The sequence below is a fragment of the Bacteroides caecimuris genome (genome assembly GCF_001688725.2).
Lineage (GTDB): Bacteria > Bacteroidota > Bacteroidia > Bacteroidales > Bacteroidaceae > Bacteroides > Bacteroides caecimuris.
Genome location: NZ_CP015401.2, coordinates 3,396,449 through 3,423,137, shown reverse-complemented (window position 1 = coordinate 3,423,137; position 26,689 = coordinate 3,396,449). Strand labels below are relative to the sequence as shown.

Annotated in this window: 25 protein-coding genes; 17 read left to right on the top strand and 8 right to left on the bottom strand. The window is 42.9% G+C overall.

The genetic code is table 11. The features are described 5' to 3' along the window. Positions 1–129 precede the first annotated feature (129 nt). The gene (locus tag A4V03_RS14860; RefSeq protein WP_065539474.1) at positions 130–1,212 is read left to right on the top strand and encodes a linear amide C-N hydrolase; all 1,083 of its coding nucleotides are present in this window, start codon (positions 130–132) and stop codon (positions 1,210–1,212) included. Positions 1,213–1,354: 142 nt separating this feature from the next. Beyond that, entirely contained in the window at positions 1,355–1,882 is a 528-nt protein-coding gene (locus tag A4V03_RS14855; protein ID WP_065540449.1) for a methylated-DNA--[protein]-cysteine S-methyltransferase, read from the top strand. 148 nt (positions 1,883–2,030) lie between these two features. Here A4V03_RS14855 and A4V03_RS14850 read toward each other — a convergent pair whose 3' ends face one another. The 3 genes from A4V03_RS14850 to A4V03_RS14840 form a co-directional block, all read right to left on the bottom strand. After that, complete coding sequence (locus A4V03_RS14850; RefSeq protein WP_065539473.1) at positions 2,031–3,092, bottom strand: quinoprotein amine dehydrogenase; 1,062 nt, start codon at positions 3,090–3,092, stop codon at positions 2,031–2,033. A gap of 32 nt (positions 3,093–3,124) precedes the next feature. Further along, positions 3,125–5,218, bottom strand: coding sequence for a hypothetical protein (locus A4V03_RS14845; RefSeq protein WP_065539472.1), 2,094 nt, complete (start codon positions 5,216–5,218; stop codon positions 3,125–3,127). 280 nt (positions 5,219–5,498) lie between these two features. Continuing rightward, on the bottom strand, positions 5,499–6,533 hold the full coding sequence (locus tag A4V03_RS14840; RefSeq protein ID WP_065539471.1) for a hypothetical protein: 1,035 nt from the start codon (positions 6,531–6,533) through the stop codon (positions 5,499–5,501). 266 nt (positions 6,534–6,799) lie between these two features. Here A4V03_RS14840 and A4V03_RS14835 point away from each other — a divergent pair, with 266 nt between their 5' ends. Further along, the gene (locus tag A4V03_RS14835; RefSeq protein ID WP_065539470.1) at positions 6,800–8,026 is read left to right on the top strand and encodes an NAD(P)/FAD-dependent oxidoreductase; all 1,227 of its coding nucleotides are present in this window, start codon (positions 6,800–6,802) and stop codon (positions 8,024–8,026) included. 2 nt (positions 8,027–8,028) lie between these two features. Here A4V03_RS14835 and A4V03_RS14830 read toward each other — a convergent pair whose 3' ends face one another. After that, positions 8,029–8,889, bottom strand: coding sequence for an urea transporter (locus A4V03_RS14830; RefSeq protein WP_071807693.1), 861 nt, complete (start codon positions 8,887–8,889; stop codon positions 8,029–8,031). A gap of 492 nt (positions 8,890–9,381) precedes the next feature. Between A4V03_RS14830 and A4V03_RS20850 the strand changes: the two genes are divergently transcribed. From A4V03_RS20850 to A4V03_RS21155, 3 genes are all read left to right on the top strand, one after another. Beyond that, a complete protein-coding gene (locus tag A4V03_RS20850; protein ID WP_157448004.1) occupies positions 9,382–9,522 on the top strand; it encodes a hypothetical protein in 141 nt (46 codons plus the stop codon). Between the two features lie 244 nt (positions 9,523–9,766). Beyond that, on the top strand, positions 9,767–10,195 hold the full coding sequence (locus A4V03_RS21160) for a reverse transcriptase domain-containing protein (RefSeq protein ID WP_201442216.1): 429 nt from the start codon (positions 9,767–9,769) through the stop codon (positions 10,193–10,195). After that, positions 10,173–10,877: a group II intron maturase-specific domain-containing protein gene (locus tag A4V03_RS21155; RefSeq protein ID WP_201442217.1), complete on the top strand. Its 705-nt coding sequence runs from the start codon at positions 10,173–10,175 to the stop codon at positions 10,875–10,877. Before A4V03_RS21160 ends, A4V03_RS21155 begins: the two co-directional genes overlap by 23 nt. A 109-nt stretch (positions 10,878–10,986) precedes the next feature. Here the strand turns inward: A4V03_RS21155 and A4V03_RS14820 are convergent, their stop codons facing one another. Next, a complete protein-coding gene (locus A4V03_RS14820) occupies positions 10,987–11,370 on the bottom strand; it encodes a winged helix-turn-helix transcriptional regulator (protein ID WP_065539469.1) in 384 nt (127 codons plus the stop codon). A 184-nt stretch (positions 11,371–11,554) separates the two neighbouring features. Here A4V03_RS14820 and A4V03_RS14815 point away from each other — a divergent pair, with 184 nt between their 5' ends. The 11 genes from A4V03_RS14815 to tnpC all read left to right on the top strand — a co-directional run bounded on the left by A4V03_RS14815 (position 11,555) and on the right by tnpC (position 22,199). Next, positions 11,555–12,004, top strand: coding sequence for a cupin domain-containing protein (locus tag A4V03_RS14815; RefSeq protein WP_065539468.1), 450 nt, complete (start codon positions 11,555–11,557; stop codon positions 12,002–12,004). Continuing rightward, entirely contained in the window at positions 11,998–12,450 is a 453-nt protein-coding gene (locus tag A4V03_RS14810) for an ISAon1 family transposase N-terminal region protein (protein WP_236588622.1), read from the top strand. Before A4V03_RS14815 ends, A4V03_RS14810 begins: the two co-directional genes overlap by 7 nt. Next, positions 12,416–12,937, top strand: coding sequence for an ISAon1 family transposase (locus A4V03_RS14805; RefSeq protein WP_236588623.1), 522 nt, complete (start codon positions 12,416–12,418; stop codon positions 12,935–12,937). Before A4V03_RS14810 ends, A4V03_RS14805 begins: the two co-directional genes overlap by 35 nt. 513 nt (positions 12,938–13,450) lie before the next feature. Continuing rightward, positions 13,451–14,749, top strand: a complete 1,299-nt coding sequence (locus tag A4V03_RS14800; protein WP_065539467.1) for an AAA family ATPase — start codon at positions 13,451–13,453, stop codon at positions 14,747–14,749. Between the two features lie 4 nt (positions 14,750–14,753). After that, positions 14,754–15,356, top strand: coding sequence for an RloB family protein (locus A4V03_RS14795; RefSeq protein WP_065539466.1), 603 nt, complete (start codon positions 14,754–14,756; stop codon positions 15,354–15,356). Between the two features lie 20 nt (positions 15,357–15,376). Next, positions 15,377–16,318: a nucleotidyltransferase family protein gene (locus A4V03_RS14790; protein ID WP_065539465.1), complete on the top strand. Its 942-nt coding sequence runs from the start codon at positions 15,377–15,379 to the stop codon at positions 16,316–16,318. A gap of 9 nt (positions 16,319–16,327) precedes the next feature. After that, positions 16,328–17,983 carry a ThiF family adenylyltransferase gene (locus A4V03_RS14785; RefSeq protein ID WP_201442233.1) on the top strand — a complete coding sequence of 552 codons (1,656 nt, stop codon included), beginning with the start codon at positions 16,328–16,330 and terminating at the stop codon, positions 17,981–17,983. Next, positions 17,980–19,239, top strand: a complete 1,260-nt coding sequence (locus A4V03_RS14780; RefSeq protein ID WP_065539463.1) for a DUF6602 domain-containing protein — start codon at positions 17,980–17,982, stop codon at positions 19,237–19,239. The genes A4V03_RS14785 and A4V03_RS14780 overlap by 4 nt, the downstream gene beginning before the upstream one ends. A 397-nt stretch (positions 19,240–19,636) precedes the next feature. Beyond that, positions 19,637–20,005: a hypothetical protein gene (locus tag A4V03_RS14775; protein ID WP_065538205.1), complete on the top strand. Its 369-nt coding sequence runs from the start codon at positions 19,637–19,639 to the stop codon at positions 20,003–20,005. Position 20,006: 1 nt separating this feature from the next. After that, entirely contained in the window at positions 20,007–20,351 is a 345-nt protein-coding gene (gene tnpB / locus A4V03_RS14770; protein ID WP_065538204.1) for an IS66 family insertion sequence element accessory protein TnpB, read from the top strand. An 87-nt stretch (positions 20,352–20,438) separates the two neighbouring features. Then, entirely contained in the window at positions 20,439–22,199 is a 1,761-nt protein-coding gene (gene tnpC / locus A4V03_RS14765) for an IS66 family transposase (RefSeq protein WP_065539462.1), read from the top strand. 230 nt (positions 22,200–22,429) lie between these two features. Here tnpC and A4V03_RS14760 read toward each other — a convergent pair whose 3' ends face one another. From A4V03_RS14760 to A4V03_RS14750, 3 genes are read right to left on the bottom strand one after another with little or no spacing between them, the layout of a single operon-like run. Beyond that, entirely contained in the window at positions 22,430–23,752 is a 1,323-nt protein-coding gene (locus A4V03_RS14760; protein ID WP_065539461.1) for a sigma-54-dependent transcriptional regulator, read from the bottom strand. Beyond that, entirely contained in the window at positions 23,745–26,054 is a 2,310-nt protein-coding gene (locus A4V03_RS14755; protein WP_065539460.1) for a hybrid sensor histidine kinase/response regulator, read from the bottom strand. Before A4V03_RS14755 ends, A4V03_RS14760 begins: the two co-directional genes overlap by 8 nt. After that, entirely contained in the window at positions 26,051–26,677 is a 627-nt protein-coding gene (locus A4V03_RS14750) for a CatB-related O-acetyltransferase (protein WP_065539459.1), read from the bottom strand. Before A4V03_RS14750 ends, A4V03_RS14755 begins: the two co-directional genes overlap by 4 nt. Positions 26,678–26,689 lie beyond the last annotated feature (12 nt).

Sequence of the window (26,689 nt, the reverse complement as noted above, 5' to 3'; positions counted from 1 at the left end):
TCCGGTAATTTGCATGGTGGGGCGGGAGAGAGGTTTTTTGAATACAAATGTCGCATCTGCAAACTAAAATAACTCATATTTTGTTGTCTTTATACAGTATTGAGTTTTTAGCGAATAAATATATAAATAATGATGAAGATGACAAAGAACTTATTGTTAGGGATTGCTGCCGTATGTGGCAGCACTTTTCAGGCTGTAGCTTGTACGGGAATCTCGCTCACATCTCGTGACGGCAGTTATGTGCAAGCCCGTACGATTGAATGGGCGCGCGGTGTGTTGCAAAGTGAATATGTGATTATTCCACGTGGCCAACAGCTCACGTCATTCACTCCTACAGGTGTCAATGGATTAACGTTTACGGCAAAATATGGAGTGGTTGGCCTGACTGTTGTACAAAAAGAATTTATTGCCGAAGGAATCAATGAGGCAGGACTTTCCGCCGGACTATTTTTCTTTCCTCATTATGGGGGATATGAAACGTATGATGCTGCACAGAACCGACGGACACTGGCAGACCTTCAAGTGACGGAGTGGATGTTGTCGCAGTTTTCCACTATCGATGAGGTGAAGGCAGCCCTTTCTTCTGTACGTGTTGTAGGATTGGAAAAGACAGCGGTAGTACATTGGCGTATCGGTGAACCGTCGGGACGTCAGGTGGTGTTGGAAATAGTAGGTGGCGTGCCGCATTTTTATGAGAATGGAGTAGGAGTATTGACGAATGCCCCCGGCTTTGAATGGCAACTTACTAATTTGAACAACTACGTCAATCTTTATCCGGGTGACGCTTCCGTGCGGAAATTGAGCGGCATTACGTTGCAGCCCACCGGTAGCAATTCCGGTTTTCTCGGTATTCCGGGCGATGCCACGCCTCCTTCGCGGTTTGTGCGTGCGGCTTTTTATCGGGGGACAGCTCCGCAACGTGCCACAGGCTTTGATACCGTACAGCAATGTTTCCACTTGCTTAATAATTTTGATATCCCCATCGGTATAGAATATTCACAGGTTGGTGATATTCCGGATATTCCCAGTGCTACGCAATGGACTTCGGCTATCGACCTGACGAATCGGAAGGTTTATTATAAAACGGCCTATAACAATTCGATACGTTGCATCGATTTGAAGGCTATTGATTTCTCAAAGGTAAAATATCAATCACAGCCGTTGGATAAGATACAGGAGCAACCGATTGAAATGGTTAAGATTCCACGGTAAAATACGGAACAGTATGGAGATGCTCCTGTGTGATAGGGGCGATGAACAGAGGAATACAAGTCAGGTGTTAGAGTAAATTGTGTACTAAAAATAATTGAGGATTAAATTGAAGAGTAACTATAATAACTGTATCTTTGGAAGTATGGAAGATAAAACGAATATAATTCAGATACAGCGTTATCATTCTCCTTGTGGTGATTTGATGCTTGGCTCGGTTGAGGATAAGCTTTGTCTTTGTGACTGGGCGGCTGAAAGCCACCGGGATATTGTAGACAGGAGATTGCGGAAAATGCTGAAAGCCGGATATGAGGAAAGTACTTCGGATGTGATACGGGAAGCGGTTAGGCAGTTGGATGAATATTTCGATGGCAAGCGGACTGTGTTTGAGGTGCCTTTGTTTTTTGTTGGTACGGAATTTCAGAAGAGCGTATGGCGTAAATTGTTGGAGATTCCATACGGTTCGACTGTGTCATACGGTGAGTTGGCACGACAACTGAATGTGCCGAAGGCTGTCCGTGCGGTTGCTGCTGCTAACGGGGCGAACGCAATTTCTATTTTTGCTCCGTGCCATCGGGTGATTGGCAGTAATCAAGCGCTTGTAGGGTATGCCGGCGGACTTTCTGCTAAAAAGAGGTTGCTGGATTTGGAATCCAACATGAATCCGACATGAATCCGACATGAAGGAGGAGTCCCCACAGTGGGGGGATGATAGGTAAAATCATAAACTTACGGTCATACAAAGAAAAAAAGAGTTTGTTGAAAACCCTCTTTTTCTTTGCATATATATCCGGTTGGATACAGCATTGTGTGTAAAAGATTTAGTCGCGTATCTCTCCCTTGTGTACTTCCATTTTCACCAGCGTGCGTTTATTGCTGTTTATATCTGAAATCCAGAAAACGGAATCGTTCTGCGCATAGATACGTTCAGGCTGTACGAAACTGTAGCCCTTGACGGATTTGATGCTACTGATCCATTCCTTCTTTTGGCAGTCGTAGATGTTGATGGCATTGTTATTGCCGGTCGCATACCAACGGTCTTTGCTTAGTGCCAGCGTCTTGGGACTGAAGTCGAGTGTCATGGTGCGGTCTTCAATGTCGATGTTATCCCCGTTTACCATGTCGTCGTTCACCAATGCGGGATTAAGTACACGTATCTTATTTCCTGTATATTCGGTGAGCAGGATATTTCCCTCATCGTCTGGTTGCATATAATGGGTGGCAAATCCGTTGTTGCCATGGCTGCCATTGTCTGAAGCTTGGCGGTAACGGTTGGCTTTACCGTGGTTTTCGGTAGTGGCGTCCGATTCTTTGTAAATGCTGATTTTTCCGTTCTTGTCGCGTGCAAAGATGAGTCTGTCTTTGACAGTGACCGCTTGTGCCTGAAACACGGGACCGCTCCACAGGCCGTTGCCGATGCTGGTGATATAGCTCAGCTCCGGAAGTTGGAATACATGGATGTATGACTGGCGTTCGGTTACGTACAGACGATTGCTTGCCGGCACGATGGATTCTATGTTGCTGCCGAACTTCCATTCCTTGCCGCCGAACTCCCAAGTCCTCAACGTAGTGAGCGCTTTGTTCTCTTTTTGGCTGAACACTGTCAGGCTACTTCCGGCTGTTCCGATGTTTGCCACAAACAAGGTGTCGCCCAAATGGGCGACAGTGTAGGGAATAAACTCGTCCTTGTTTTCCATCTCCAACGTTTCCCACGTGATGAGATTGGTTGCTTCGTAAGAGTAGTACCAATAGCTGTTGGTGTATTCATCCTCCTCTTTTTCTTCGGGTAGTACGTTGTTGTCCGGTGTCGCTAAATCTTCCGGAGTGCATTGAGCCATCATGACTCCAAGTATCATTAACAGGATATAAGTATATTTTTTCATAATGTTTTTTCTTTGTTGCAAGGGGGGACATATTAGTTAAGTTCACTTGCGGGGATGGCGTAAACGCATTCTCCATTTTTCACGCGGTCGACCACAAACAAAGTGTTGCGGCGTATGCAGAACTTTTCGGGAGCTTGCAGGGTGGTGCCACCGATGGTGGTGTAGTCTTTCACGATTTCTCCTGTCTCGGCATTGACTTCGCAGAACTTGGTCGCGCCAGCGAAGCTGACAAACAAGCGGTCTTTGTAGAAATCCAGCGCGTAAGGCTGGGCGTTGCAAGGCAATTGCTTGGTGCGTACTAAAGTGGCTCCGTTGCGTATATCGGCAGGAGTGAATATATCGATGCGCTTGCCGGGGAATGTGGAGTACAGCAATCCGTTGCGTTCGTCTATCGCCATTCCGTAGGTGCTGGTCACTTCACCCATTTTGGAAGTACGTGCATATATGAACTGCTTTGTTGCAGGCTGTATCAGACGTTCTTCTACGAAGTCCACGTAGCGTTTGTCGCGGATCATGACAATTCCTTTGTATACCAACACATCGAAGGCATGTACAGTATGCGTCAGGTCTGCTCCCCATTTGCCGTCTTGGCTTCCGATGTGGGTAATGAAGCTGTGGTCTTTGGCATCGAAGATTTCCGTGCGGCTGCTTTCGTGGGTGACGTATATTTTGTCGTTGGCACGTGTCACGCTGTTCGGACGTCCGAGGAAGGTTTCCGTGTTTTTACCGTTCTTCCATTCTTTGATGCTGCCTAAATGTTTCTTGTTGCCTTGGGCGGTGCTGAACACTTCAAGGCTGTAGTTCTTATCGGCATCGTTTACCACATACAGCGTGTCTCCGTACACATATACGTCTTTGGGACGGAAAGTCGTTGCCGTAGCTCCGGGCATGTCCGTATAGTCAAGTTTGAGAGTCAGTGCTTCTTTGTCGTTTCCACCCATGTCTGTTTCTCCCTTCAGAGGTGACAGTCCGCCGTCGATGGCATCCAACTCAGGGTCTTCGATGATGTACTTGGAGGCCAAGTAGATATTGTTTCCATATCTGTTTTTGTTCAGACGGGTATGCAGGAAACGGCGGGAGTAGATGGGAAGTTTCTTTTCTATCGACATTTTGGTGTACACTTGTCCACACAGTGTTTGCCATCCTGGATGAGCTTGTGAGTCATAAGTCATGTTGCCCGAATGGCCGAATCCCATACAGTGCGCGAATTCATGGAAAAGAGTATGCGTCATATTGTTGTCATCGGCATAGTGTTCCAGGTAGCACCATTCGTTCAGACCGTATGTAGAGCCACCGCCCAAACCGTTCGATCCGATACAGTGACCGAACAATAATGCGCCGTGATTGCGTGCCTTTATCACTAGGGCGTCCTTATCGACTACTTGGGTGAGGTTAGCGTCGCTGTAGAATGGTGCGAACTCTTTCATGGCTGTCACAAACTCATCTGTCGAAAACATATAGCTCATGTTCAGTGATATGGCTACAGCTTCTCGCGTGTGGGTTGCCTTCATTTTGTCTCTCCACTGGTTACCGCTATATCTTCCAAAAGAGATTCTCCACCGACATTTGTTGGATTGCAATTTTTCCCAATAGGGATCATCGCTTTCTATGGTGAATGTCAGGTTCTCGTTGGTAAGATAGGGGTTTGCCACGATTTGCATCTTTTTGCCGCTACGTGTATACGCTGTCAGGTTTTCCGTAGCAAACGGGATATGTACTCTAAGCTGCTGGAAGGCTTGTACCTTTTCAAGTTCGATGAATTTGAACTCTTCTTCGTAGCCTTCTATCTTCGCCCACACGGTAATGTTTTTCACTGCTCGAGGGCTGTAGAAACGGAGTTGGAAGTAGTGTTCATCGTCTAGCATGACCTGCATGGGCTGGTTGACATAGAAACTTCGCTGATTGGCGTCGAAATAGACATCGGGCGATTCGTCGTCGTTCAGTATATAATATGTGTTGTCCGAGTTGTAGTCGGCTTCGGACATTTGGATGGGGAAATTGTGGTTTATGACATTGTTTTCATTGCCGTTTCCGTTCTCATTGTTCAGAATCTCACTCTCTTCACAACTGATCAGCATAAGGGCGCTTGTCAGCATCAATAAACCGGTAGGAAGAAATTTTTTCATTCTTTGCTTGATTAAAAATTAGATTAAATTTGAAATTTCTTAAAAAAACGGGGCGCAAAATTATATCTTTTAATTTATATGAGCAAAGGTCTGGAGAAAGTTTTTGAGAGGTTAGGTGGAGATTTTATAGATAAAGGAGAGTGGGGTAACACTCAATAGTGATTCCATTCTTCTCCTTCCTAAAGGAGAAGAATGGAGATGGTACCGATTTTTTAGTCATTCTTTCCAAAAAATCGTAATAATATTGACTTGTATTGAACTCACGTTAATTTAATAAGAATCAGATATCTACTCTTTCCTGTGTTTTTCTGCCGCCATAAGCGCCGGCTACACAACACACTGCTGCTCCGACTAACAGAGCGAAGAATGAAATTAAAGCGGAGCGTGCTGCTGCGTCTGTTGCCTTATCAGCAGCCACTAATGCTTTATGTTTGATTTCTTTCCATTCTTGTTCCGCTTTTTGCAGGTTTGCTTCCAGCTTATCTATCTGTTTGCCGGCTTCCGCACGTGCATTATCTATTAGATTCATATATTCTTCAACCGTTTTGTCCGCTTCTGCTTTGGACATATTGGTATTATTGGCTATCGCTTTAGACAGATCGTTCTTATTGATCTTTTGACTAAGATTTTCTGCACGTTGTTTCAGACGTTCTAGGAAACCATTAATGGTTTCATCCGTTTCTTGGGGAGAAGCCACAATTTCTTTGACAGATTTGCTTAAGTCATCCTTTACCTCTTCCAGTTGTTTGTTCAGGTAGTCTGGTTGCAACTCCTTCACATTGCTTTTGATAAGTGCGGTACGGATGTTTTGCGGTATGTTTTCCTCTTTCAGCGTAGCATTGAAATCAATCTTTCCGAACAAATCTTCTGCTTTCTCTGATAATGCGGAAACACCATTCCCAACAATACCTCCTGCTCCGGATATGACGTTTCCGGTAACAGATGAAACAGCTCCTAAGGCATTTGCTGTCATTTTAGCTGCTCCAACAGCTAAGAAAATTCCTAAGATAGCGGCAACAATCAAGGTGGTTGCCCAAACAAGAAAACCGTGTATGATTCCGTCCATGCCTGCCAATTTGCCTGCAACAAATCCGCCTGCCGCCATACTGGCAATCAGTATGATGGCAGAGCCGATGCCAACGGCTGCACCTATCCCCGAAGCCGGATGTTCGGATAAAGGATCTAGCATGAATAGTCCGATACTTGAATTTAGAATAGATAGCAATACGGAAATCGCCAAGACGGTCATTACACCACCGAAAACGCTGCCCCAGGAGACTCTGCCCTTAAGGTCAGCCAAACTTAATTTTCTCATAATTGTAAGGTTTTTAAGTTAATAATGTATTCATACTTCAGAAAAAGAAACAGTGCAAAAAGATTTTTTGTTTGATAATTTGTGTGATGATACTTTATTCTTGTGTTAAAAAATGAATAGGGGCTCATGCGACACTGCTCTATATGATTTGTTTTTATTTAAATAGATGTTAAATACATTTGTAACCTTCGAACTATATTTTTTGATGTACTGTTGTTTCAAATGAGAGCGTAACTAATGTTGGATCAGTATAGTTTGGATATATTATGGACTTACATTCAGGATTGCCCTATTGGGTTATTAAAAATTCGTTATTGGACTATTTTCATCCGTTGAAGGATGATTTTTCTACAGATATTGTGGTGATAGGCACCGGTATCACCGGAGCTTTGATGGTGCACGAATTGTGCAATGCTGGTTTAAAATGCTGTGTAATAGATAAACGTAGTATTGCAACGGGGAGTTCTGCGGCAAGTACTGCTTTGTTGCAGTATGAGATAGATGTCCCTCTTTGCCGGATGGCGGAAATGATTGGAGAGGATAATGCAGTGACTGCATACCGTGCATGTTTGCAATCTATTTCCGACATTGAAAAGGTATTGGAGTCCACTGGGGTAGAGGCCGGATTCGAGAGGGTGCCCAGTCTGTTTTATGCGAGTACTCAGAAAGATGTGAAACTGGTGAAGGAAGAATATGAGATGCGGAAAAAGCATCATCTACCCGTTTCGCTGCTCGGGAAAGAAGAAATAAAGGAGCGTTATAAGTTGCAGGTGCCGGGTTGTGGGCTGTTGAATGAAGAGTCGGCGCAGATTGATGCTTATAGAGCAGCTACCGGTCTGTTGCTTTACCATATAAAGAAAGATGGGCTGGAGGTTTTCACTCATACAGGTGTAAAGGAATGTGTTGAGAAGCGTGGAGGATATGTTGTCGAAACAGACGGAGGGTATAAAATTAAATGTAAATATGTGATTGTGGCAGCCGGATTTGAAGCCGGGAAATTCCTGCCCCGGGAGATTATGGATTTGACATCGACTTATGCACTAGTGTCTCATCCGGTGGATCCCGGTGAACTTTGGCCTGAACATTGTCTGATTTGGGAGACGGCCGATCCATATTTGTACATTCGGACTACTGGCGGCAACCGTATTATTGTGGGTGGTGAAGACGAGGAATTCTGTGAACCGGAACGTCGTGATGCGTTGCTTAGAAAGAAAATCCGTATATTGGAGAAGAAATTCAGAAAGTTGTTTCCGGATATTCCTTTCAAAACGGAGATGGCATGGTGTGGTACGTTCAGTACGACGAAAGACGGTTTGCCTTTTATCGGAACTTGGCCGGGTAAGAAACGGATGTTTTTTGATTTGGGATATGGTGGCAATGGCATTACTTTCAGTATGATTGGAGCACAGATTATATGTAAAAAGCTGCAAGGGCTGGAAGATGAGCGTAGTAAAGTCTTCGGTTATGAAAGGATTGAAAAGTATGGGTCGTAAGATTACGTTTTCCCGTTGGCTTGATGTCTGAATATGATCCATACAGATATAACAAAGGGAGCTGTTAAGGTAATGATACCCAAACTCATTCCTAGAATCTGTAATACGGTGGACAGTAAGACGGAGCATCCTGCCCATACACCGCTTTTCCAGCCCGTTCCTCCTAAAGCTATGGCACATAATACACCATTATAGCCCATTAATCCGGCATTTAAGTATGTAGCATCTGCTTCAAGTAAAATGGCTAGGGGAATAGGAAGAAGTGCTCCTAGGATAGTATAGAGACTTGCCTTCCAAGAATTAACCAAAATGCCTATGAGGAAAAATAATCCAGCGAGAACTGTATTTCCCTGAAACATGACTTGGCCTATACCTAAACAGAAGGCCTTGAAATAATTAATATTCTGTGTGGTATCAATAATCGTATCGGAAACGACTAGTAAATCTGGTATAAGCCAGCTACAAACTCCCAACATTCCCCATACAGCAAGAATGAAAGGGGCAGTAAATCCGGGGAGCAAACGTTGCCGACTGAAAAAATAGGCAATCCATGTGGAAAGGGCGGAAGTGATAATCAACATGATTAAACTTCCTACCGATAATTGTAGAAATACGCCCACTGCTATACCTACTAAAGTTCCATTAAATCCATATAGTCCATTCTTAATATCATCATGCTTATATCCCGAAAAATAGGCTGTTAGTGTACTTATTATATTACCGCAGATTGCTAATATTCCCATTTGCCATGAGTTTAGAAATATTCCGACTAGCATTAATAATCCGGAGAACGCATTATTCTGGAACATCACTTGCCCTATTCCACGTCCCAAAATAAGAAATAAATTGTGTATAAAGCCCATTTGTATAAAACATTGACTGATAAAGTGATGACAAAAGTACAATTTTCTATTGAAAATAGCAAGATTAAGAGATGTGTAATAAAAGATTGTGAACTGGAAAATCCGCAGACTCTTATTTTCTTAAAATCAATATTTTAGCGTACCTCAATCTTTTAGGGAGGACGAATTGGGCACTTTTTTCAAAGAACATTTGGTTTCTCTTGCCGGGATTGTGTTTGCCTTTATCTTCGGTTCTATGATACAACTTTATTTTGAAATACGCAAATCGCTGAAAGTAAATATTCTACGATTAGTGCGAGGTGCAAGCTATATATAGATATATACTTGCACCTTGCAGTGTGCCGTGAGAATGTGGTATGGCTGTCACATTCGTAACTGCGATACAGATGAGAGTAGGTCTCTCGCAATCGCTTTGCAGGAAGAGGTTGCAAACCGGTGTATGCTGCTTTCTCCCGAAAGGGTTAAGGTAGTGAACGATACATTTAAAAGGCAGTGATGAACTGCCAGATGACCGTACAGGAGATGACCGTAAGGGAACCATTGATGATGCGTCGAAATGCAATGGGTGATGTCACCCCCATGCTTATGCAAGGAGTGTGGGACAAGTTCAGAGGTTACCTGCTTACAGTCTGAACGGCATCCGGCGTAGAGGTGGCATGACCTGTATGAAGGCTGTGTTGTGGGAACACGGGAACTCGCCATAGGATGCTAAGGGAGCGACCAAAAACGGTAAACCCGTAAGGCTTGAGTACCGATGCCTATGGAGGGGGCGGACTGTCTCGTAGTAGCGTTGATATTGCTGTAATGGCGAAGGAGCAAAGGGGGCAGCTTGTCCGGTGTATTTATTTTGTACAACTAATTGATTAATGTTATTAGGATGATGCAACATCAAGTCACAAAACCGTTTACAATCGACAAGCGTTTGATAATGAATGCATGGAAACGGGTAAAAGAAAACAAGGGCAGTGCTGGCATTGACAATGTCTGTACGGATGATTACGAGAGTAATCTTGGAAAGAACCTGTACAAGTTGTGGAACCGCATGAGTTCGGGAAGTTATTTTCCCGAAGCTGTAAAGTTAGTGGATATACCTAGATCTTCCGGAGGAACTCGTCCATTGGGCATTCCTACGGTGGGTGACCGTATAGCCCAAATGTCGGTTGTATTGTTGATTGAGGACAGATTGGAGGCGATATTTCATACAGACTCGTATGGTTATCGTCCTAATCGTAGTGCCCATGATGCAATAGGAAAAGCCCGTGAGCGTTGTTGGCATTATAATTGTGGATATAAGCAAGTTCTTTAATACCATAGACCATGACCTGCTAATGAAAGCTGTCGAGCGTCACGTGCAAGAAAAGTGGATACTGCTTTATCATCCAACCATTCCTTTTGAACGCTATGCTGATGATACTATTTGTCATTGTTATAGCCTTGAAGAAGCCCAAATGCTAAAAGCATCCATAGTGGAACGCTTCGCTGCGTGTAAATTGAGACTAAATGAAAAGAAGACGCGTATTGTTTATTGCAAGGACGGTAAACGGAGGGAAGAGTATAAGGATATCACTTTTGATTTCTTAGGCTATACCTTTCAGCCACGAGGTCAGAGGAATAAGCAAGGACAAGTCTTTAATGGCTATGCTCCGGCAATCAGTAGAAAGTCAAAGAAGCGCATCACAGAAACGATGCGTGGTTGGCACTTGAACAGGCGGGTTCAGCTAAAACTCTCTGATATTGCAGTTGAAATAAATGCAGAAGTACGTGGGTGGATGAATTACTATGGTAAGTTTTACGGTAGTCAATTAAAGGCTTTTCTACAATGTGTCAATTTGAAATTAGCCCGGTGGGCAGAGAGAAAATATAAGCGGTTCAGGCGAAAGCCTAATGATGCTTATAAATGGCTGGTAAGAGTGGCTTCCAAAAATCCTGCCTTGTTTTACCATTGGCAACATGGTGTTAAACCCAATCGATTGAAACCGTTTGGATGAGAGGAGCCGTATGAGGGGAGACTTTCACGTACGGTTCTGTGAGAAGTTTGGGCTGAAATGCCCAGACCTACTCGACCTAAAAAATTAACTTGTACTAAACAACGGTCTATTAGTTGGATTTGTTTGCGGAGTTCTCTAACTTTTTTCTGTGTGCCATTATTGATTTCATATTATTTTGCGCCCATTCTGTCAATGATATAATGATAGGAACAAGGCTTCTTCCTGTTTCTGTTAATTCATACTCCACCCTTATGGGAACTTCCGGGAAGACGGTTCGCTTTACCAATCCGTCAGCTTCTAATATGTGTAATGTATTGGATAATACTTTTGTTGATATATCAGGTATTTGCCTTGCTAATTGATTGAAACGAATTGAGCCATTTTCATTCAATATGTAAATAACCAATAATGCCCACTTGTTGCCAAAACGGGCAATAACATTCCGAATAGGACAAATTTCAATGATAGATTTTTTTTCTTCTTTTTTCGTCATTGTAATCTATTGTTTTTCTGCAAAAGTAACCTTTTGGTAACTATTATACATATTTGTAACTTCTTGTGTGATAAATAAATGCTTTGTAAATTTGCAGTATCTAAAAGAAGCAACAATTCAATGCAAAGTTAGCTAATTTGCGATATATAACCAATAGAAATATTCATATTCAAAATTAAAAGCAATGAAACAGATTGAGAAAACAACATCAGCAACAAACTTCGATGTTATCAACTTAGGTAAGTTAAATGAATTAGGAGATTACGTGTTGGAACTTACTCCTGAAATTAAAATTCCGGGTAAAGTATTCTGCGGTTCTGCACTTCAAACCACAGGAAGCGAATTTTCATTCCAGCTATTCCAACCGGGAACAGAAACAGGATTTCTTCACACTCACAAAACACATGAAGAACTTTATTTTTTCCTTAGTGGAAATGGCGAGTTTCAGGTAGACGGTCAAGTATTCCCCATTTCGGAAGGAAGTGTGGTACGTGTAGTTCCTGAAGGAAAACGTTCTATCCGCAATAATGGAACAGAGCCACTTGTAGTGCTTTGCATTCAATATAAAAGTAATACCTTTAATTCAGAAGATGCAGCAGACGGCAACATCTTAAGTGAACCTGTAAAATGGTAATGATGGCTCACCGGATAAATCTAGGGGGATGCTTCTTTTATTCATCAATAAAATTCTACCTTTGCATCCTGAATCATCCAGGACTATTAGTATTGGCGCAGTTAATCCTGCCATTAGAGATACTTTCAAATTTTGAAGTAGTAGGTTTAGAAGAAGACTCCTCGCTTATCCGTATCTACCTTGACGAATCGGTTAAGGCTGAATACAAGGAGAATCCCGATATTGAATCCAAGTTTTTTTGTGATGCCGTAACCATCCGTGACTTCCCAATTCGCAACAAAGGTGTGGACCTGATTGTCAGAAGGCGCAGATGGTATGACAAAGAGAACAACCGTTATTTCTCGGACACTTATCACCTCAAGGCCGAAGGGGCCCGCTACTCGAAGGAGTTCGCGGCTTTTTTAAAAGTGTATGGAGACGCTCCCTACGACCTCCCGTTCGCTTGACCACTATTACCACATAAACGGGGATACGTTTGAAAGGCAGTACAAGGAGATACTCAGCGGCTATCGTGAATGGAGTGAACTCTCCCATGCGGAGGAATGGCTCGTTTTTCCTGAGAACATCGGTGAAAGCATCTGCATTGACGAGACAGCCCCGAGCAATGGCGAGTTGTATACGGTTGTCACTAACCGGGCGTCGCGCGGAGGGAAAGTGACCATCATAGCCATTGTAAAGGGTGTGACCGCTGCTGCCGTGACAGAGACCCTTATGCGCATTGACGCGAATAAGAGGCTAATGGTTAAGGAAATAACCATGGATATGTCAAATTCCATGCGCCTTATCGCCAAACGCTGTTTTCCCAATGCCATACGGACTATCGACCGCTTCCATATACAGAAACTCGCCTGCGATGCCTTGCAGGAGATGCGCATCGCCTACAGATGGGACACCATCCAGGCTGACACGGATGCCAGGGAGGAAGCTAACTGAGCCGATAATATGCTTGAAACGGCTATTTTCTGCTACCTGCCAGAAAAAAAGAAATCCCTGATAATATCTGATTATCAGGGATTTGCTTGATTTTTCTTTTGTTTTCAGTGATCCGCCTGGGGCTCACCAATATCTTATAAATCTCTGATGCTCAATCGTGGTTTTCAATCATTCAAATCATCTCCACCGATTTCGCAGTGTGATACTTTCCGCATTTTGCGCGCCACTCTTTGGCTTTATATCTGTTGCAAAGGTAATCTTATTTTTTGATTTCTATATCATGTTACCTTAAAAAGAGTGAATGTATTACTTTTTTTGATTAGTTGTTCTCTGGGAGTGCTAAAGAGTATGTAGGTATGAATGGTTGAATAGTTTCTTTTGTGTTTAAAAATATTGATTTGTGTGTTTGTTGCTGCAATTTGTAGAATTATTACAAAATTTCTATTTATAATTTCCTTATTTTGAGTTTTGTGATTATATTTGCAGTCAGAATCAGATAAAGAATTAACGATTATGATAGCAGAGTTCAGTATTGAGAATTTTTTTTCCATTAAATCGGCTCAAAAAATTAGCTTTGAGCCTTCATCAGATACTTTTATGTCTGATGAGTATTCGTATGAAGTGAAGGATGGTGTTCGGTTGCTGAAAGTGGGAATTATTTATGGTGCCAATGCTTCAGGGAAAACCAACATATTGAATGCTATTGATTTTTTCAGAATGCTTGTCTTGAGAATGCCTAAAGATCGTAATGTAAAAACCGGAGTTATTCCTTTTATGTTGGACGATATTTCAAGGAATGAGAAGACAAAAATGTCAATGGTGTTCTACATAAATCAATCAAAATATATACTTAATTTCGAATTGGATGAGAAACACATCTATTCTGAAACATTGGTTGTTTATGAGTCTATTCGTCCTGCAAAATTGTATAGTCGTAGTTATGATGCAGATACAGACTCGACAACCATAGAATTTGGAGCAAATCTAAAAATGGCAAAAAAGAGTCAAGATATTATTGGGGGTAACACTATCAATAATTGCAGTGTGCTTGCTGCATTTGGCAAAAGCAACGTGGAACGCACTAAGCTGAATGACGTATATGATTACTTTGCCAAACAGGTAAAAGATGTATTGGCTCCCGGTATGCTACTTTCGGGATATGTCAAATCACGATTGGATAAAGACGAAACAGGGGATTTGAAGAAATTCATTTTAAACTTCCTGAAAGCGTCAGATTTCAACATAGAAGATGTGGTATTACACGAAGAGGAAGAATTGATTACTCCTGAATTGGAACAATTAATTCAGAATGCCCCTATTGATAAAGAAGCAAAGTCAGAAATGCTAAGAAAGGGTAAAATTACGAATACAGAACTGACTTTCAAGCATAAGGCAGGCGATAAAGTATATGATTTATCGGAAGAATACGAATCCAATGGTACCATGAGATTCTTGGGAATGGCTGTGATACTGAATTTTCTGTTAAAGACCAATCGGTTTGTGTCTATCGATGAAGTGGAAACAAGTATTCACTATGAGCTATTAGCTTATTTTATAAAAGTATTTTTAGCGAACAGCAACGGAACATCCCAAATGCTCCTGACTACGCACGACATCAATCTTCTTAACGAGGATTTCATTCGCCGTGATACGATATGGTTCACCGACAAAGACGAACTCGGCGAAACTAAAATTGTGCGTCTTTCTTCTCTTGGACTGCACAAGAATCTTTCCCCGTATAATGCCTACAAGCAGGGTAAATTGGTAAAATTGCCATTCTTGGGCAGCCAGTATATCAACCTAAACGACTAATGATATGAGGCGGACAGTAACAAAAAGTATTGCCATCATAGGAGAGGGAGAAACGGAATGGTTCTATTTCGACTCTCTGAGGATTGCGTGTCGTTATCCTTTCAAGGTCGCCCCAGATTTTCCGCAGCACAGCGACATCAATCATATTTTGAAACTGGTAGAGTCCTATTTGAACAAGCAATATGATTATATCATATGCCTATTTGATATGGACAGACTGTATCAATATCCTTCCGAAATGCAACTGTATCAGCGAGCAAAGAAAGAGTATAGCAAGAAGAAATATGCCGGAAAGGTGATGTTTGTAGAAACGAATCCATGTACGGAATTTTGGTTCTTGATTCATTTTTTGCCTAATGTGGTTTGTCGGCGATACGAGAGTTACGAACAACTGCTTCCAGAATTGCAGAAATATATGCCGGGGTATGAAAAAACAAAACGATATTTCATACGTACTGACCTCTATAAATACTTGACAGAAAATGGTGATTTAGAAAGGGCGATGTCAAATTCAGAAAAGTTGTGCCGACTCTGTAAGGAATCGCCGGAGGATTTGAAGGCATACTCGGAGATTCATAAGGTTATAGAGTTGTTAATTAATATATAAACTATACATTTAAAGCAAACATGAGTTTTGATAAAAACAAACATTTAAGAGAAGTGTTAGACACACACAAGATGTGCCACGTTCAGAATTTTGTGAATAAAGTTAAGAACCGTAGAGAGGAGATTAAGGCCAAAATGCACGACCATTATGGTTGCGACAAGTATTCTTCGTTTGGTTCTGGCAGTTTTGCTAAGCATACTGCCACTAATGTGAAATTCGACCTTGATTTAGTGGAACCGTTCAAGCGTAATGCTTTCGGAACATTACAGGAGATGTTTGATAGCGTACACGATTTCCTTGCAGAGGAATATAAGAATACTGGTGTGACTATTCGCAGGCAAAAGGTTTCAATCGGTGTAAGTTTCCCTATTGAAGAGGGAGATGAAAAGCCGGTTGAACTTGATGTGGTGCCTGGTAGAGAACTAAGTGATGATAACTATCTTGATTCGCATGATTTGAACCTATGTTTTAATGAAGACCATTGGGGATTCAAAAAGGGATCAAGCCAGAAAACGAATATCCAGAAGCAGATTTCGCATATCGAAGGAAAGTCGAGTGAACGTCAAATTATTCGTCTGCTTAAAATATGGAAAAAGCAAAAAGATAAGAAATATAAGTCTTTCGTTATTGAACTGGCCGTAATTAGAGCCTTAGATGGTTATAATGGTGATATGGGTCTTTGGCCAAGATTAAAATACACGATGGAGTATCTACGTGACCACATCGCGGAAAGTAGTTTCCACCTTTTTGACCCAGGTAACACGAACAACGATGTCGTGGGGACTATGCAGGACTACGATAGACAATCGTTTAAATCTGATATGGAAAGCATGCTCAACAACATAGACAGTAATCCTGATTTATATTTGCCCTACTACTTCAAGGTAAACGAAAAATATTGCGGATATAAAGAGAAAGATACAGGTGCTACTTATCCTACAAGTACAAAACGGTTCGGATAGTAAAATATGATGACTGCAGATAAAATAAAGGAATTGATAGGTTCCATTCATGGCGTTAGTCTTATTGAAGATTTTATCATTGATGAAGCAGGCTCCTTAAAAGGCCGTATTGCCGTGGTTACAGATCAAGAACATGCTGACTTGGAATGGTATGTAGAGATTAGTCCTACTTATCCGTTCAAAACTATGGGCATGGAACCTATCCATTTTCAAAATAAAAATCTGCTGGATTATCCACATATTATGCAGGGAGGTAATCTTTGCATGCACCCTGCGGAATATGATAATGCAGAGAGTCAGTTTGTGAACGACTTGAAACAGTTGAAGGAATGGGTCGAGAAATACTATGTAAGGGGAGAAAAGGATGCTCACTACGAGCATTTGGTAGTGAATCATCATACGATTCGCGGGCAGTATTATACTTTCTGTTTCGCAGAGACTCAAGAGGATTTTACTGAAGGAGACTACGGAATAGTACACTATACGACATTACCAACAGGTCGTAAAAAAGACACGCCAGTTATCAACTATGTGGTACAAAAGTTTGTGTCGTGCGTACAGGTAAAGAATGCGGAAATGTTCTGTAGGATTAGTAAGTCCTACCAAGAATTAAGGTCGTTTAAGGGAGTATATTGTCTGCTGAACAACATTCCATCGGTATACAACAAGTTTATTGTTGAGAATTACAATTCTATCAGGGGACTTTTCTCGCAGAGTCAGAAAAACTATATCCATAGTTTTGTGGTATCGCATAGAGGCAAGTGTGATTTCTTCCCGTTGTTTTGTGGATATAGAATTCCCGAAGGTGGCGTTCACTGGCAGGCAATGATTCTCTTCATGGATGATCTGCCGATAGAACCTGTGCGGGTGGGCACTGGTAAGAATAGGCTTTGGTTAACTGATTTTAGGCAAGGGCAAATCCAATGGGCAGAAACTGTGGATATTTCCTATAAGTATTTCTTTGGGCGTGGAGCTATGCCCAAAGAACTGGCTAATAAGAAAATGCTGATTATGGGTGTCGGGGCTATAGGAAGTATTTTGGCAGAAACTCTAACAAGATGTGGTGCGAAAAACCTGACTCTATATGACATAGACAATAAGGAACCTGGTAATGTTTGCCGGTCTGCATATCCTTTTTATACAGGTATAATTGAGAAAACCTTGGATATAACGAGTTTACTGACGCAGATTTCGCCTCATGTTGAATGTACCAGTTTGAAGTCTATTGCTGACTTAGTGATAAAAACATATGCGGCAGGGCATGAGGACAAAAGTGCTCTTGCAGAATTCTTTGACGAGTTTGATGTGATATTTGATTGTACTACGGATAATCAACTGATGCGGGTAATGGATTCTATTGGAACGAAAGCCCAATTGGTTAATCTCTCAATAACCAATCACGCACAAGATTTGATATGTGCCTTTTCTCCTAATGTAACAGAGACTGTTTTGTTGGTTTATGGCTTATTTAAACACGATGTGGAAACCGACATGTACAATCCCATTGGTTGTTGGAATCCAACCTTTAAGGCTTCGTATAATGACATAGAATGCAAAGTGCAAGTCGCCGTGAAACATATTATCAAGATGTTGAGCAAGCAGGAACCATTAAGTGATTTTTATATAACAGAAGACGACTTGAATTTAAAGATAAACAAGTTATGAAGTATTATTTGGCAAGTAATGATTTGTATATAGAGATACCAACCTTAGTATTCAACCAAATAAAGTTGCAGGCTGAGGGCGAATATCCTAATGAGAACGGAGGAATGCTTGCGGGACGATATTCTACAGATAGGCATACGGTATATATAGAAAAAGTTGTGGTGCCTGTGGAAAAATTGACTGGTAGGACAAAGTTTATGCGCATTACCAAGGGCTTGGAAAATGTATGGGAACAATTAGCCAAGGAGGGGTTGCAATATGTGGGCGAATGGCATAGTCATCCAAATGGTTCCACACAATATAGCAGTACAGATTTGGCGGCTATGATAGATATTGAGAAGGAAGTGGCCATTGAGAATCCGTTACTACTGATAGTCAGTGTTAGAAGTAATGGACTTAGTGCCCATACATTTTATTGTTATAAGAATAATAAGCTATTGGAATATAAGAAGATGGTAGATTTAAAAGAATTATTTCATGGTTTGCAGGAACAAATGCAGACCAGCCTGAATGTAAACAGAAAGTTTATTGGACATCCAGGTAGTAAGGGTGATGCTACGGAGCAACATTGGATAGAGTTCCTACGCACATACCTTCCTGACAGATATAAGGTGGATAAGGCTATTGTGATAGATTCGATAGGCAATGTTAGCGAACAGATGGACGTGGTCATTTATGACGCAATTTACACACCTTTCATATTCAAGCAGGATAATTTTATGTATATACCGGCAGAAAGCGTGTATGCCGTGTTTGAGGTGAAACAAGATGTGGAAGGGCATATAGAATATGCAGCAAAGAAAGTTGAGAGCGTGCGTAAACTGAAAAGAACAAGTATTAGTATGGTCGCCTCAGGAAGAACTACGCCTGCCCGACCATTAACTAAGATAATAGGTGGTATTTTAACTACAACAAACTCGTACAGGGGGAACGATACGGTAATAAAGCAGTTAGAGAAATTGAGAGGGTTACAGACATTGGATTTGGGATGTCTCTGTGATGCGGGTAGTTTTTATGTTGATTATAAAGAAACAGAACCTGAAGATATAGACCCAATCAAGGATAATCGTAAGTATATAGAACAAGTGTATGAGAGTCGCAAAGTAAACGAGATTGAGTTTAGCAACAAGAATGTCTCTCTCTTTACATTCTTCCTTCAGCTTGTGAGCTATTTGAAATCTATTGGTACTGTCCCCGCGATAGATATCAATGCATACCTGAAGGTCATTAATGCAAAAATAGACGAAGAAATTTAAAAATAAAAACGATAGGTTTCGTAAACTCTCACATAATTACACCTCAATTTAAGAAAATAGATAGAAAGGGTAGAAAAAATTGTAGTAATTTCCACCCTTATTTATCACATTGGCTGTATCATTGATTCTATGAATGCGATTTCTTCATTGGTCAGATGGCATTTAGCATAGAGTTGTTGATCGATTTTAGGAACACTCTTACTGCAATCAATGTCGGGTTTTCGTAAAAAAACGACATTGATTGCAGATAATTTAAGATGTGAGAGTTATTAGTATATCCGTTTTTATGATAATGACTTGGCAATAGTCCTAATTTCAGTAACCATTCTATTTTCCGCCTTGACACGCATCGCAACCCAGCATATCTTTGCGCCATAACCAATTACTAACAAAGATTATGGCAAAAGAAAAAGTAAACTACCAGGAGGTGTACGACCTCTATCAGCTGTGCTGCGAAACCAAAGACCTTCGCGAGTTCTGTGCGGATTATGGAGTGAATTACGACAAGTTCATGAACTGGCAGCGCCACCAGCTGTGGAGTGAGAAGTTAGGCAAGACAGTCCGGGTGGAACAGCCCAAGGTAGCCAAGGTGCAGATAACCGGCAATCCCTGCAACAGTCCAACCGTGAAAATGGAAGTGAAACAGCTTGAAGGTGAGCCTCCTATAAGATGGGTTAAGTTGCAATTGACATCAGGTGCCACACTGTTTCTGAGAAACACCACAGTTCTTGATTTGAGCTTGTTGCTTAATAAAATGATAGGATGATATGCTTGGACTGAGTGCTAACCTGAACTATTATCTGTTCAACGGTAATGTGGATTTGCGGAAAGGCATTTTCCGTCTGTGTGAGAGTATAAGGGAAGAGATGTCACTTGACCCGAGCGATGCATCCAATGTATATATGTTCATGTCCCGTAACCGGAAGGTTGTGAAGATACTTCATTACGAACGCGGTTTTTATGTGCTTTACGAGAAACGTCCTGTCATGGGAAAGTTCAAGAAACCGGTATTTGATGAGGTCTCCAAATGCTACCGGATACAATGGTCAGACATGGCCTATCTTACGGAAAGTATTGTAGTTGACAAGATGTACGTTAGTTCAAAAGATTAATATTAACATATTGACTATCAGTAAAATAATATAAAAATAAACGATAAAAAGTTTGCGTAACTGCCTGGTTTTTCGTACCTTTATATCATGATTGATGAAAGGGCATACGAGTTACTTTGCTGCCAGTTGGGTCTGGCGAATGAGGAAAAGGCAGGGCTTCGCAAACAGGTAAACGAACTGATTGCGAGGCTTAAGGCCATTGAAGAATCCAATAAGGAGAACTCCAAGGCTCTGGTTGATACAATCAATGAATTATCCGTAACAGTCGAGAACTATCGAAAAGAAATGGAGCTTATGAGAAAGCAGCTTGAAGCGAAAGACGAGGTGAACCGGATGCTGGCAAACGAGATATCCAATCTCAGGCTTCAGCTTGAGGACAGCAGGAAACACCGTTTCGGCCGTACATCCGAGCAAAGAAAACTGCTGAACAACCGTAACCTTGACAAGTCTGCACTGCATAAGTCCGAATATGACGGTTCTGACAGAAAGGATGATGACAACGATAAGGCTGACGGTAACGAAACCGGCAGCAGTACCATTTCTGGTAGCACACCTGCACAGGACAGCCAACCTTCAAGAAGAAAGGAAACTGCACCACGTGCCGTGAAAACCAAATTGAAAGTTGACAAAGTGGTAGTACATGAAGTGGACGAGTATTACACGCTTCCCGAAGGAGGACGGTTCATGAACCGCAACGGTATGCCTGATGTGTGGGAATACAGGGTCATAGAACATGTAAGGGCTCATAACGTGGAGCATGTCTACAAGGTGGCAAGGGTGAAGCTTGCGGACGGCACTTTCGCGAACACGATGGAACATCCGCTGAAAGACCTTGGAGGCATCTTCTCTCCTGAACTGCTTGCCCGTCTGCTCTGTCTGAAATATGACTTCAGCATGCCGGAGAACAGGCAGATAAGACTGCTTGCCAGAGAGGGCATCCACATAAGCAATACCACACTGAACAGCTATATCCATAACGGAATCGCCAAACTCAAGGGTTTTATCGGAGAGGTATTCAAGGGGTTTGTACAGCAGGCTGAATATCTTATGGTTGATGAGACGACCGAACTTGTAGGCATCGAAACAAAGGAAGGCAAGGCTTACAGGAGAAAGTACTTATGGGCATTCTTTGCAAAGCATATGAAGATGGTCTATTATCACTATAACAACGGCAGCAGGTCATCCGATGTGGCGAAGTCGTTCCTGGAACATTTTATGGGGACCCTGTCCACTGACGGATATACGGTTTACAGAATGTTTGATGGAGAAGACTCAAAGGTGCTGCATATAGGATGCTGGACGCACTGCAGAAGGTTGTGGGTTGACGCCTTGCCTTCGGACAGGACAGCGATGGAGATAATAGACTCCATCGGCGATATGTTCATGAATGAAGAGCTGTTCCGCACCATGAAGCTCAGCGGTGAGCAGATAAAGGGGAAAAGACGGCAGCTTACAGGACCGATCCTTGAAAGTATCCATCATAAGGTGGTCATGATGATGCAGGATGCGAAGATTATGGCTAACGAACTGATGAGAAAGGCTGTCAATTATACGTTAAACCAGTGGAAGTCCCTGAGAAATATCCTCAAGGACGGTGCAGCGGAAATATCGAACAACCTCTGTGAACAAAGGATGAAACCGGTAAAGCTGTTGCTCAAGAACTGTATGAACATAGGCAGTGAGGATGCGGCAGAAAACTCGGCATTCATCTTCTCTCTGATAGAAAGCTGCAAGCTTAATGGCATAGACCCTCAGGATTACCTGAAGCACCTGTTCGAATGTATTCTTCATGGTAAGGACTGCGACAAGAAGACTCTTCTACCATGTTTTTATAAACCGGAATGTTAAAACAAAAATATTTTCTTGCGGGCATTTTTATTTTATCGGCTGAAAAACAGCCGATAAAATTGTCGTGGCGGAAAATAGAATGATTACCTAATTTCAAAGTTTTGCGGCTCGTTACTATTGAACAACTAGTCTGTATGTAAAGATAACATTATTTTTTGAAGCCTATATCTTTACAATGAATGAAATTGCAACATTGATATTCATAATAGCCTATATCCAATGATTATCAGTTATGATTGCTGAAATTTATACTTCAATCCATATTCTTCCAGTTTGTTGTACAGCGTCGTACGTCCTATCCCGAGCAGTTCGGCGGCAACCTTGCGGTTTCCGTTCGCCTGCTTCAACGCGCGTAAGACACGCTCCTTGTCTTCCGCATCATTGCGCAGGGCGAAACTGACAGGTGAGGTCGCCCTCGTCACGGCAAGTTCCAGATGCTCTTTCGTGACAAGACCGGTCTGTGCCTGCAAAACAGCACCCATGATTTTCTGCCGAAGCTCACGGACGTTGCCCGGCCACGCATGGGTCAGCAATGTCTTGCGGGCTTCACCGTCAAAGCCGATGACATCGCATTCCAGTTCCCGGTTCGCAATTTCACGGAAGAACTCAGCCAAAGGCATGATGTCCTCCTGACAGTCGCGCAACGGCGGAACGGTTATCTCGAAGTCGTGCAGGCGGTATAATAAATCCTGCCGGAAACGCTTTTCATTGACCGCCTTTTCCAGATTCTCGTTGGTGGCGGCGATGATGCGGACATTGAAACTCTTATCCGTTCTGTCACCTATCGGGCGGTATCTCCGTTCCTGTATGGCTCGCAGAAGCATCTGCTGGGTTTCCGGTGCGAGGTTGCCCACCTCGTCCAAGAACAGCGTGCCGCCTTCCGCTTCATGGAAATAACCTTTCTTGGCACTGTCCGCACCGGTGAACGCCCCTCTGACGTGTCCGAAGAATGCCGACGGCGCAAGCTCTTTGGTGAGCGAACCGCAGTCCACAGCCACAAACGGCTTTCCTGCCCGCTTGCCCTTGTCGTGCAGCAGGTGGGCGATATGCTCCTTGCCCGTGCCGTTCTCCCCGAATATCAGCACGCTCATGTCGGTGGGGGCTACCAGCCTTATCCGCTTCATGATGGCTCGGAACGCCGAGCCGTCACGCGAGAACAGGGGTATACGGCTCCGTCCGGTGTGCCGTTCTTTCAATATGTTCCGTAGCAGAGGGACGAGTTTGTCCTCCACAAGCTGCTTGGGTATGTAGTCCAGCGAGCCGAGTTTCATGCTTTCAACAGCCGTATGCACTTCGGCATAGTCGGTCATGATGACAAAGGGCTGCATCCTGCCCTCCTTGCGCATCCAGCGCAGCAGGTCGATACCGTTGCCGTCGGGCAGGCGCAGGTCGGAAACCACGATGTCCCCGTCTGCGGCCTGTTGCAGATATTTCTTCGCGGTCGAGAGGTGGAAAGCCTGCACGGTGCGGAATCCCTCGCGTACCAGCAGATTACAGACGAACTCGCAATATACGATGTTGTCCTCCACCACGATGATTTTTGTCTTATCCATTTTCGTATTTTCTCCTTTCTTCTTTTGCCAGCCGGATGATTTCCGAACCCTTGTCCAGCACAGCTTTTACAGCATTGCCAATTGTTTTATCGTCAGGTGTGCCATCGCAATGAAGCAATTTGTATAGTTCCCTTAACGGCTGGTCGGCACGGAGTATCTCCCATGAACTTCGCAGGTGGTGTGTCAAGGCATCCAGTTCCTGAAGGTCTTTCTTTAGACCCGCTTCCCTGATTGCCTGCATTTCCTTTTCGGTTTCCGTTATCAGTTTATCCAGCATGACGGATTCATTGCCGTATGACAGCAGGGAGGTGAAATCCGGCTTTTCATTCAGTTTACCTTTCATGGCGCATTTGCCTGAAACCTCCATCAGTTCCGATATGGAGAACGGTTTGAGCAGGCAACCGGAGAAACCACGTTCCATAAGTTCCTCCTTGCTGCAACTGCCCGAAGCGGTTGTCACGACTACCGGGATAGTCTTTGAATTGCCAACGTTGGAGGTACGTAGCAGCTCCAACAGCTCGAAGCCGTTGATTTCCGGCATGTTCAGATCCGTCAGAAGCAGACTGTATTCCTTTTTTCGTATCAGTTCCATCAACTCCGCAGCATCGGTGCAGGTGTCGCAGTGTATCCCTTCCTGTGCATACATTTCTTTCAGCATAAGGAGCAATACCTCGTCATTGTCGATGGCAATGACATCATGGAATATACGGTCATGATGAATCCGTGTCTGATTTATCCTTTCCGGCAGTTCCCCGGCTGTCTGCATGGGTATTTCCACCGTGAAACGGCTGCCTTTGCCTTTCTCGCTCTCCAGCCGGATTGTACCGTCGAGCATCGCCACAATACGTTGTACGATGGACAGTCCCAGTCCGAAGCCGTCTTTTGCGGCGGCGTTTGCCAAACGCTCAAACGCGCTGAACACCCGTTGCTGTTCCTCTTCGGTCATGCCTGTACCCGTATCTTCAACAGTAATTATCAGAACTCCATCGGTATAGTCGGTAGTCAGCGACACACCGCCTTCCTCCGTGAATTTGATGGCGTTTGACAGCAGATTATTTCCGATTTGCAGGATATGTTCTTTATCTGTTTGGACGAGGGCATCCTTGTGACAATGTATTGTCAGAGCCAATCCCTTGTTCATGGCGATTGGCATAAACTCCGTTTCGAGCGTGTGAATGATTGCCGAAATCCGGCAAGGAGAAGTGTTCGGCTGCTCCTTGCCGTTATCCAGACGGAAAAAGTCAAGCAGGGTGTTAAGCATTTCGCGCATAAGGTCGGAGGATTGCCGGATATTTTGAACATACACTTTGATTTTGTCCGTGTTACAATCTTTCTGCATCAACCCGGTATAGCCTGTGATTGCCGTCAGCGGTGTGCGTAACTCGTGGGTGATAGTATGTACCGCTTTCTTGCGAGAGGCTATCAGTGCCTCGTTTTTCTCTACCACTTGTTGTAGCTGTTTGATTAAATTTGTCGTTTCCCGTTTGTACCGCTTGATACGGTTAGTATTTCGGTGAATTATGATATATGAAATGATTAACAGAAGAAGGACGAACCCTGTCAAGCCGCCAATCTGAAGAAATGACCGTTCCCGCATGGCAACTATTTCCAATTCCCTTTTTTGCAGGTCTGCTTGAACTTTTCCATCTATTTGAATAATCAGTCCTTGCAGTAGCCTATTCAGTTCTGCATTTCGTGCGGCAAGGCTATCGGCATGTTCCGACAAACGGCGGCTTTGCGCCTGTTGTTCCGCTATCATATTCCGGTTAAGGGAACGGAGCATCGCGGTGGTCACGGTGGGCTTTGCTTCCTCTTTTTTGCCGAAGATGCCCAAGAATCCTTTTCGTTTTGTTTTTTGGTACTGTTCTTGGACACTCTTTTGTACTATTGCGGGTACTTGACTGGTTATCTTATCGTTGATGGCTTGTTGCTGTTCAAATACCTGCACGATTTGACGCATTTGTCGTTCCTTATCTTTGAGAAGATGGCGTACACTGTCTATGCGCTCTGTCGGATAGATAACTTTGAAACGGCATAGCATACTGTCCATTGCCATGCGTTGATAATGGTAATGTTCCAAATCTGTATATTCCCATTCCAATACAGTCTCGCCTGATAAAGAAAGTTCAATAAGAAGAACAAATATTTCGTGCGATTCTTGGCGAAAAGTATCTATATGACGATTCTGAACTTCCAATTTCTCTAATTCGCACCATTCTTTATACCAAATATACATTATGCCGATAACCAATAATGCCATCAGCAAATAGCCGAGTGAAATTAGATTCTTGATTGATTTCATACTGCCTGTAATTTATCCCAACGTCCATCTTTCAGATAAGGCAAAAACTCCCGTATCTTATCTACCGACCAGTTCCACCATTTCAAAGCCTGCATCTGTTCTATCCTATCAGGACTGAACCGCTTTCGTATCTCCTTTGCGGGGATACCACCTACAATGGTATAGGGCGGCACATCTTTCGTCACAACCGCCCTTGTACCAACAATAGCCCCGTCACCGATATGGACACCAGCCATAATAACGGCTTCATAGCCTATCCATACATCATTGCCTATTACGATGTCGCCTTTGTTGTCCCAAGCGGAAGCCACATTTGCCTTATCCAATTCCCAATCTTCATAAAACAGCGGGAACGTGTATGTCGATAGTGATTTCAGGGTATGATTGGCGCAATTGAACAGAAATTTTGCACCGCAAGCAATAGAACAGAACTTTCCAATTATCAGCCGTTCATGGTTAATGGGATAATGATACAATACATTGTTTTGCTCAAACAGACACGGGTCTGAAACAAAGTCATTGTAAATGGTATAGTCGCCTATTTCGATAGACGGGTCTTTTACGACAGCATTCAAATAAACGGTTTGCGTGTCACCCTTACGGGGATATATCTTGTTCATCATAACTTTCAGTTC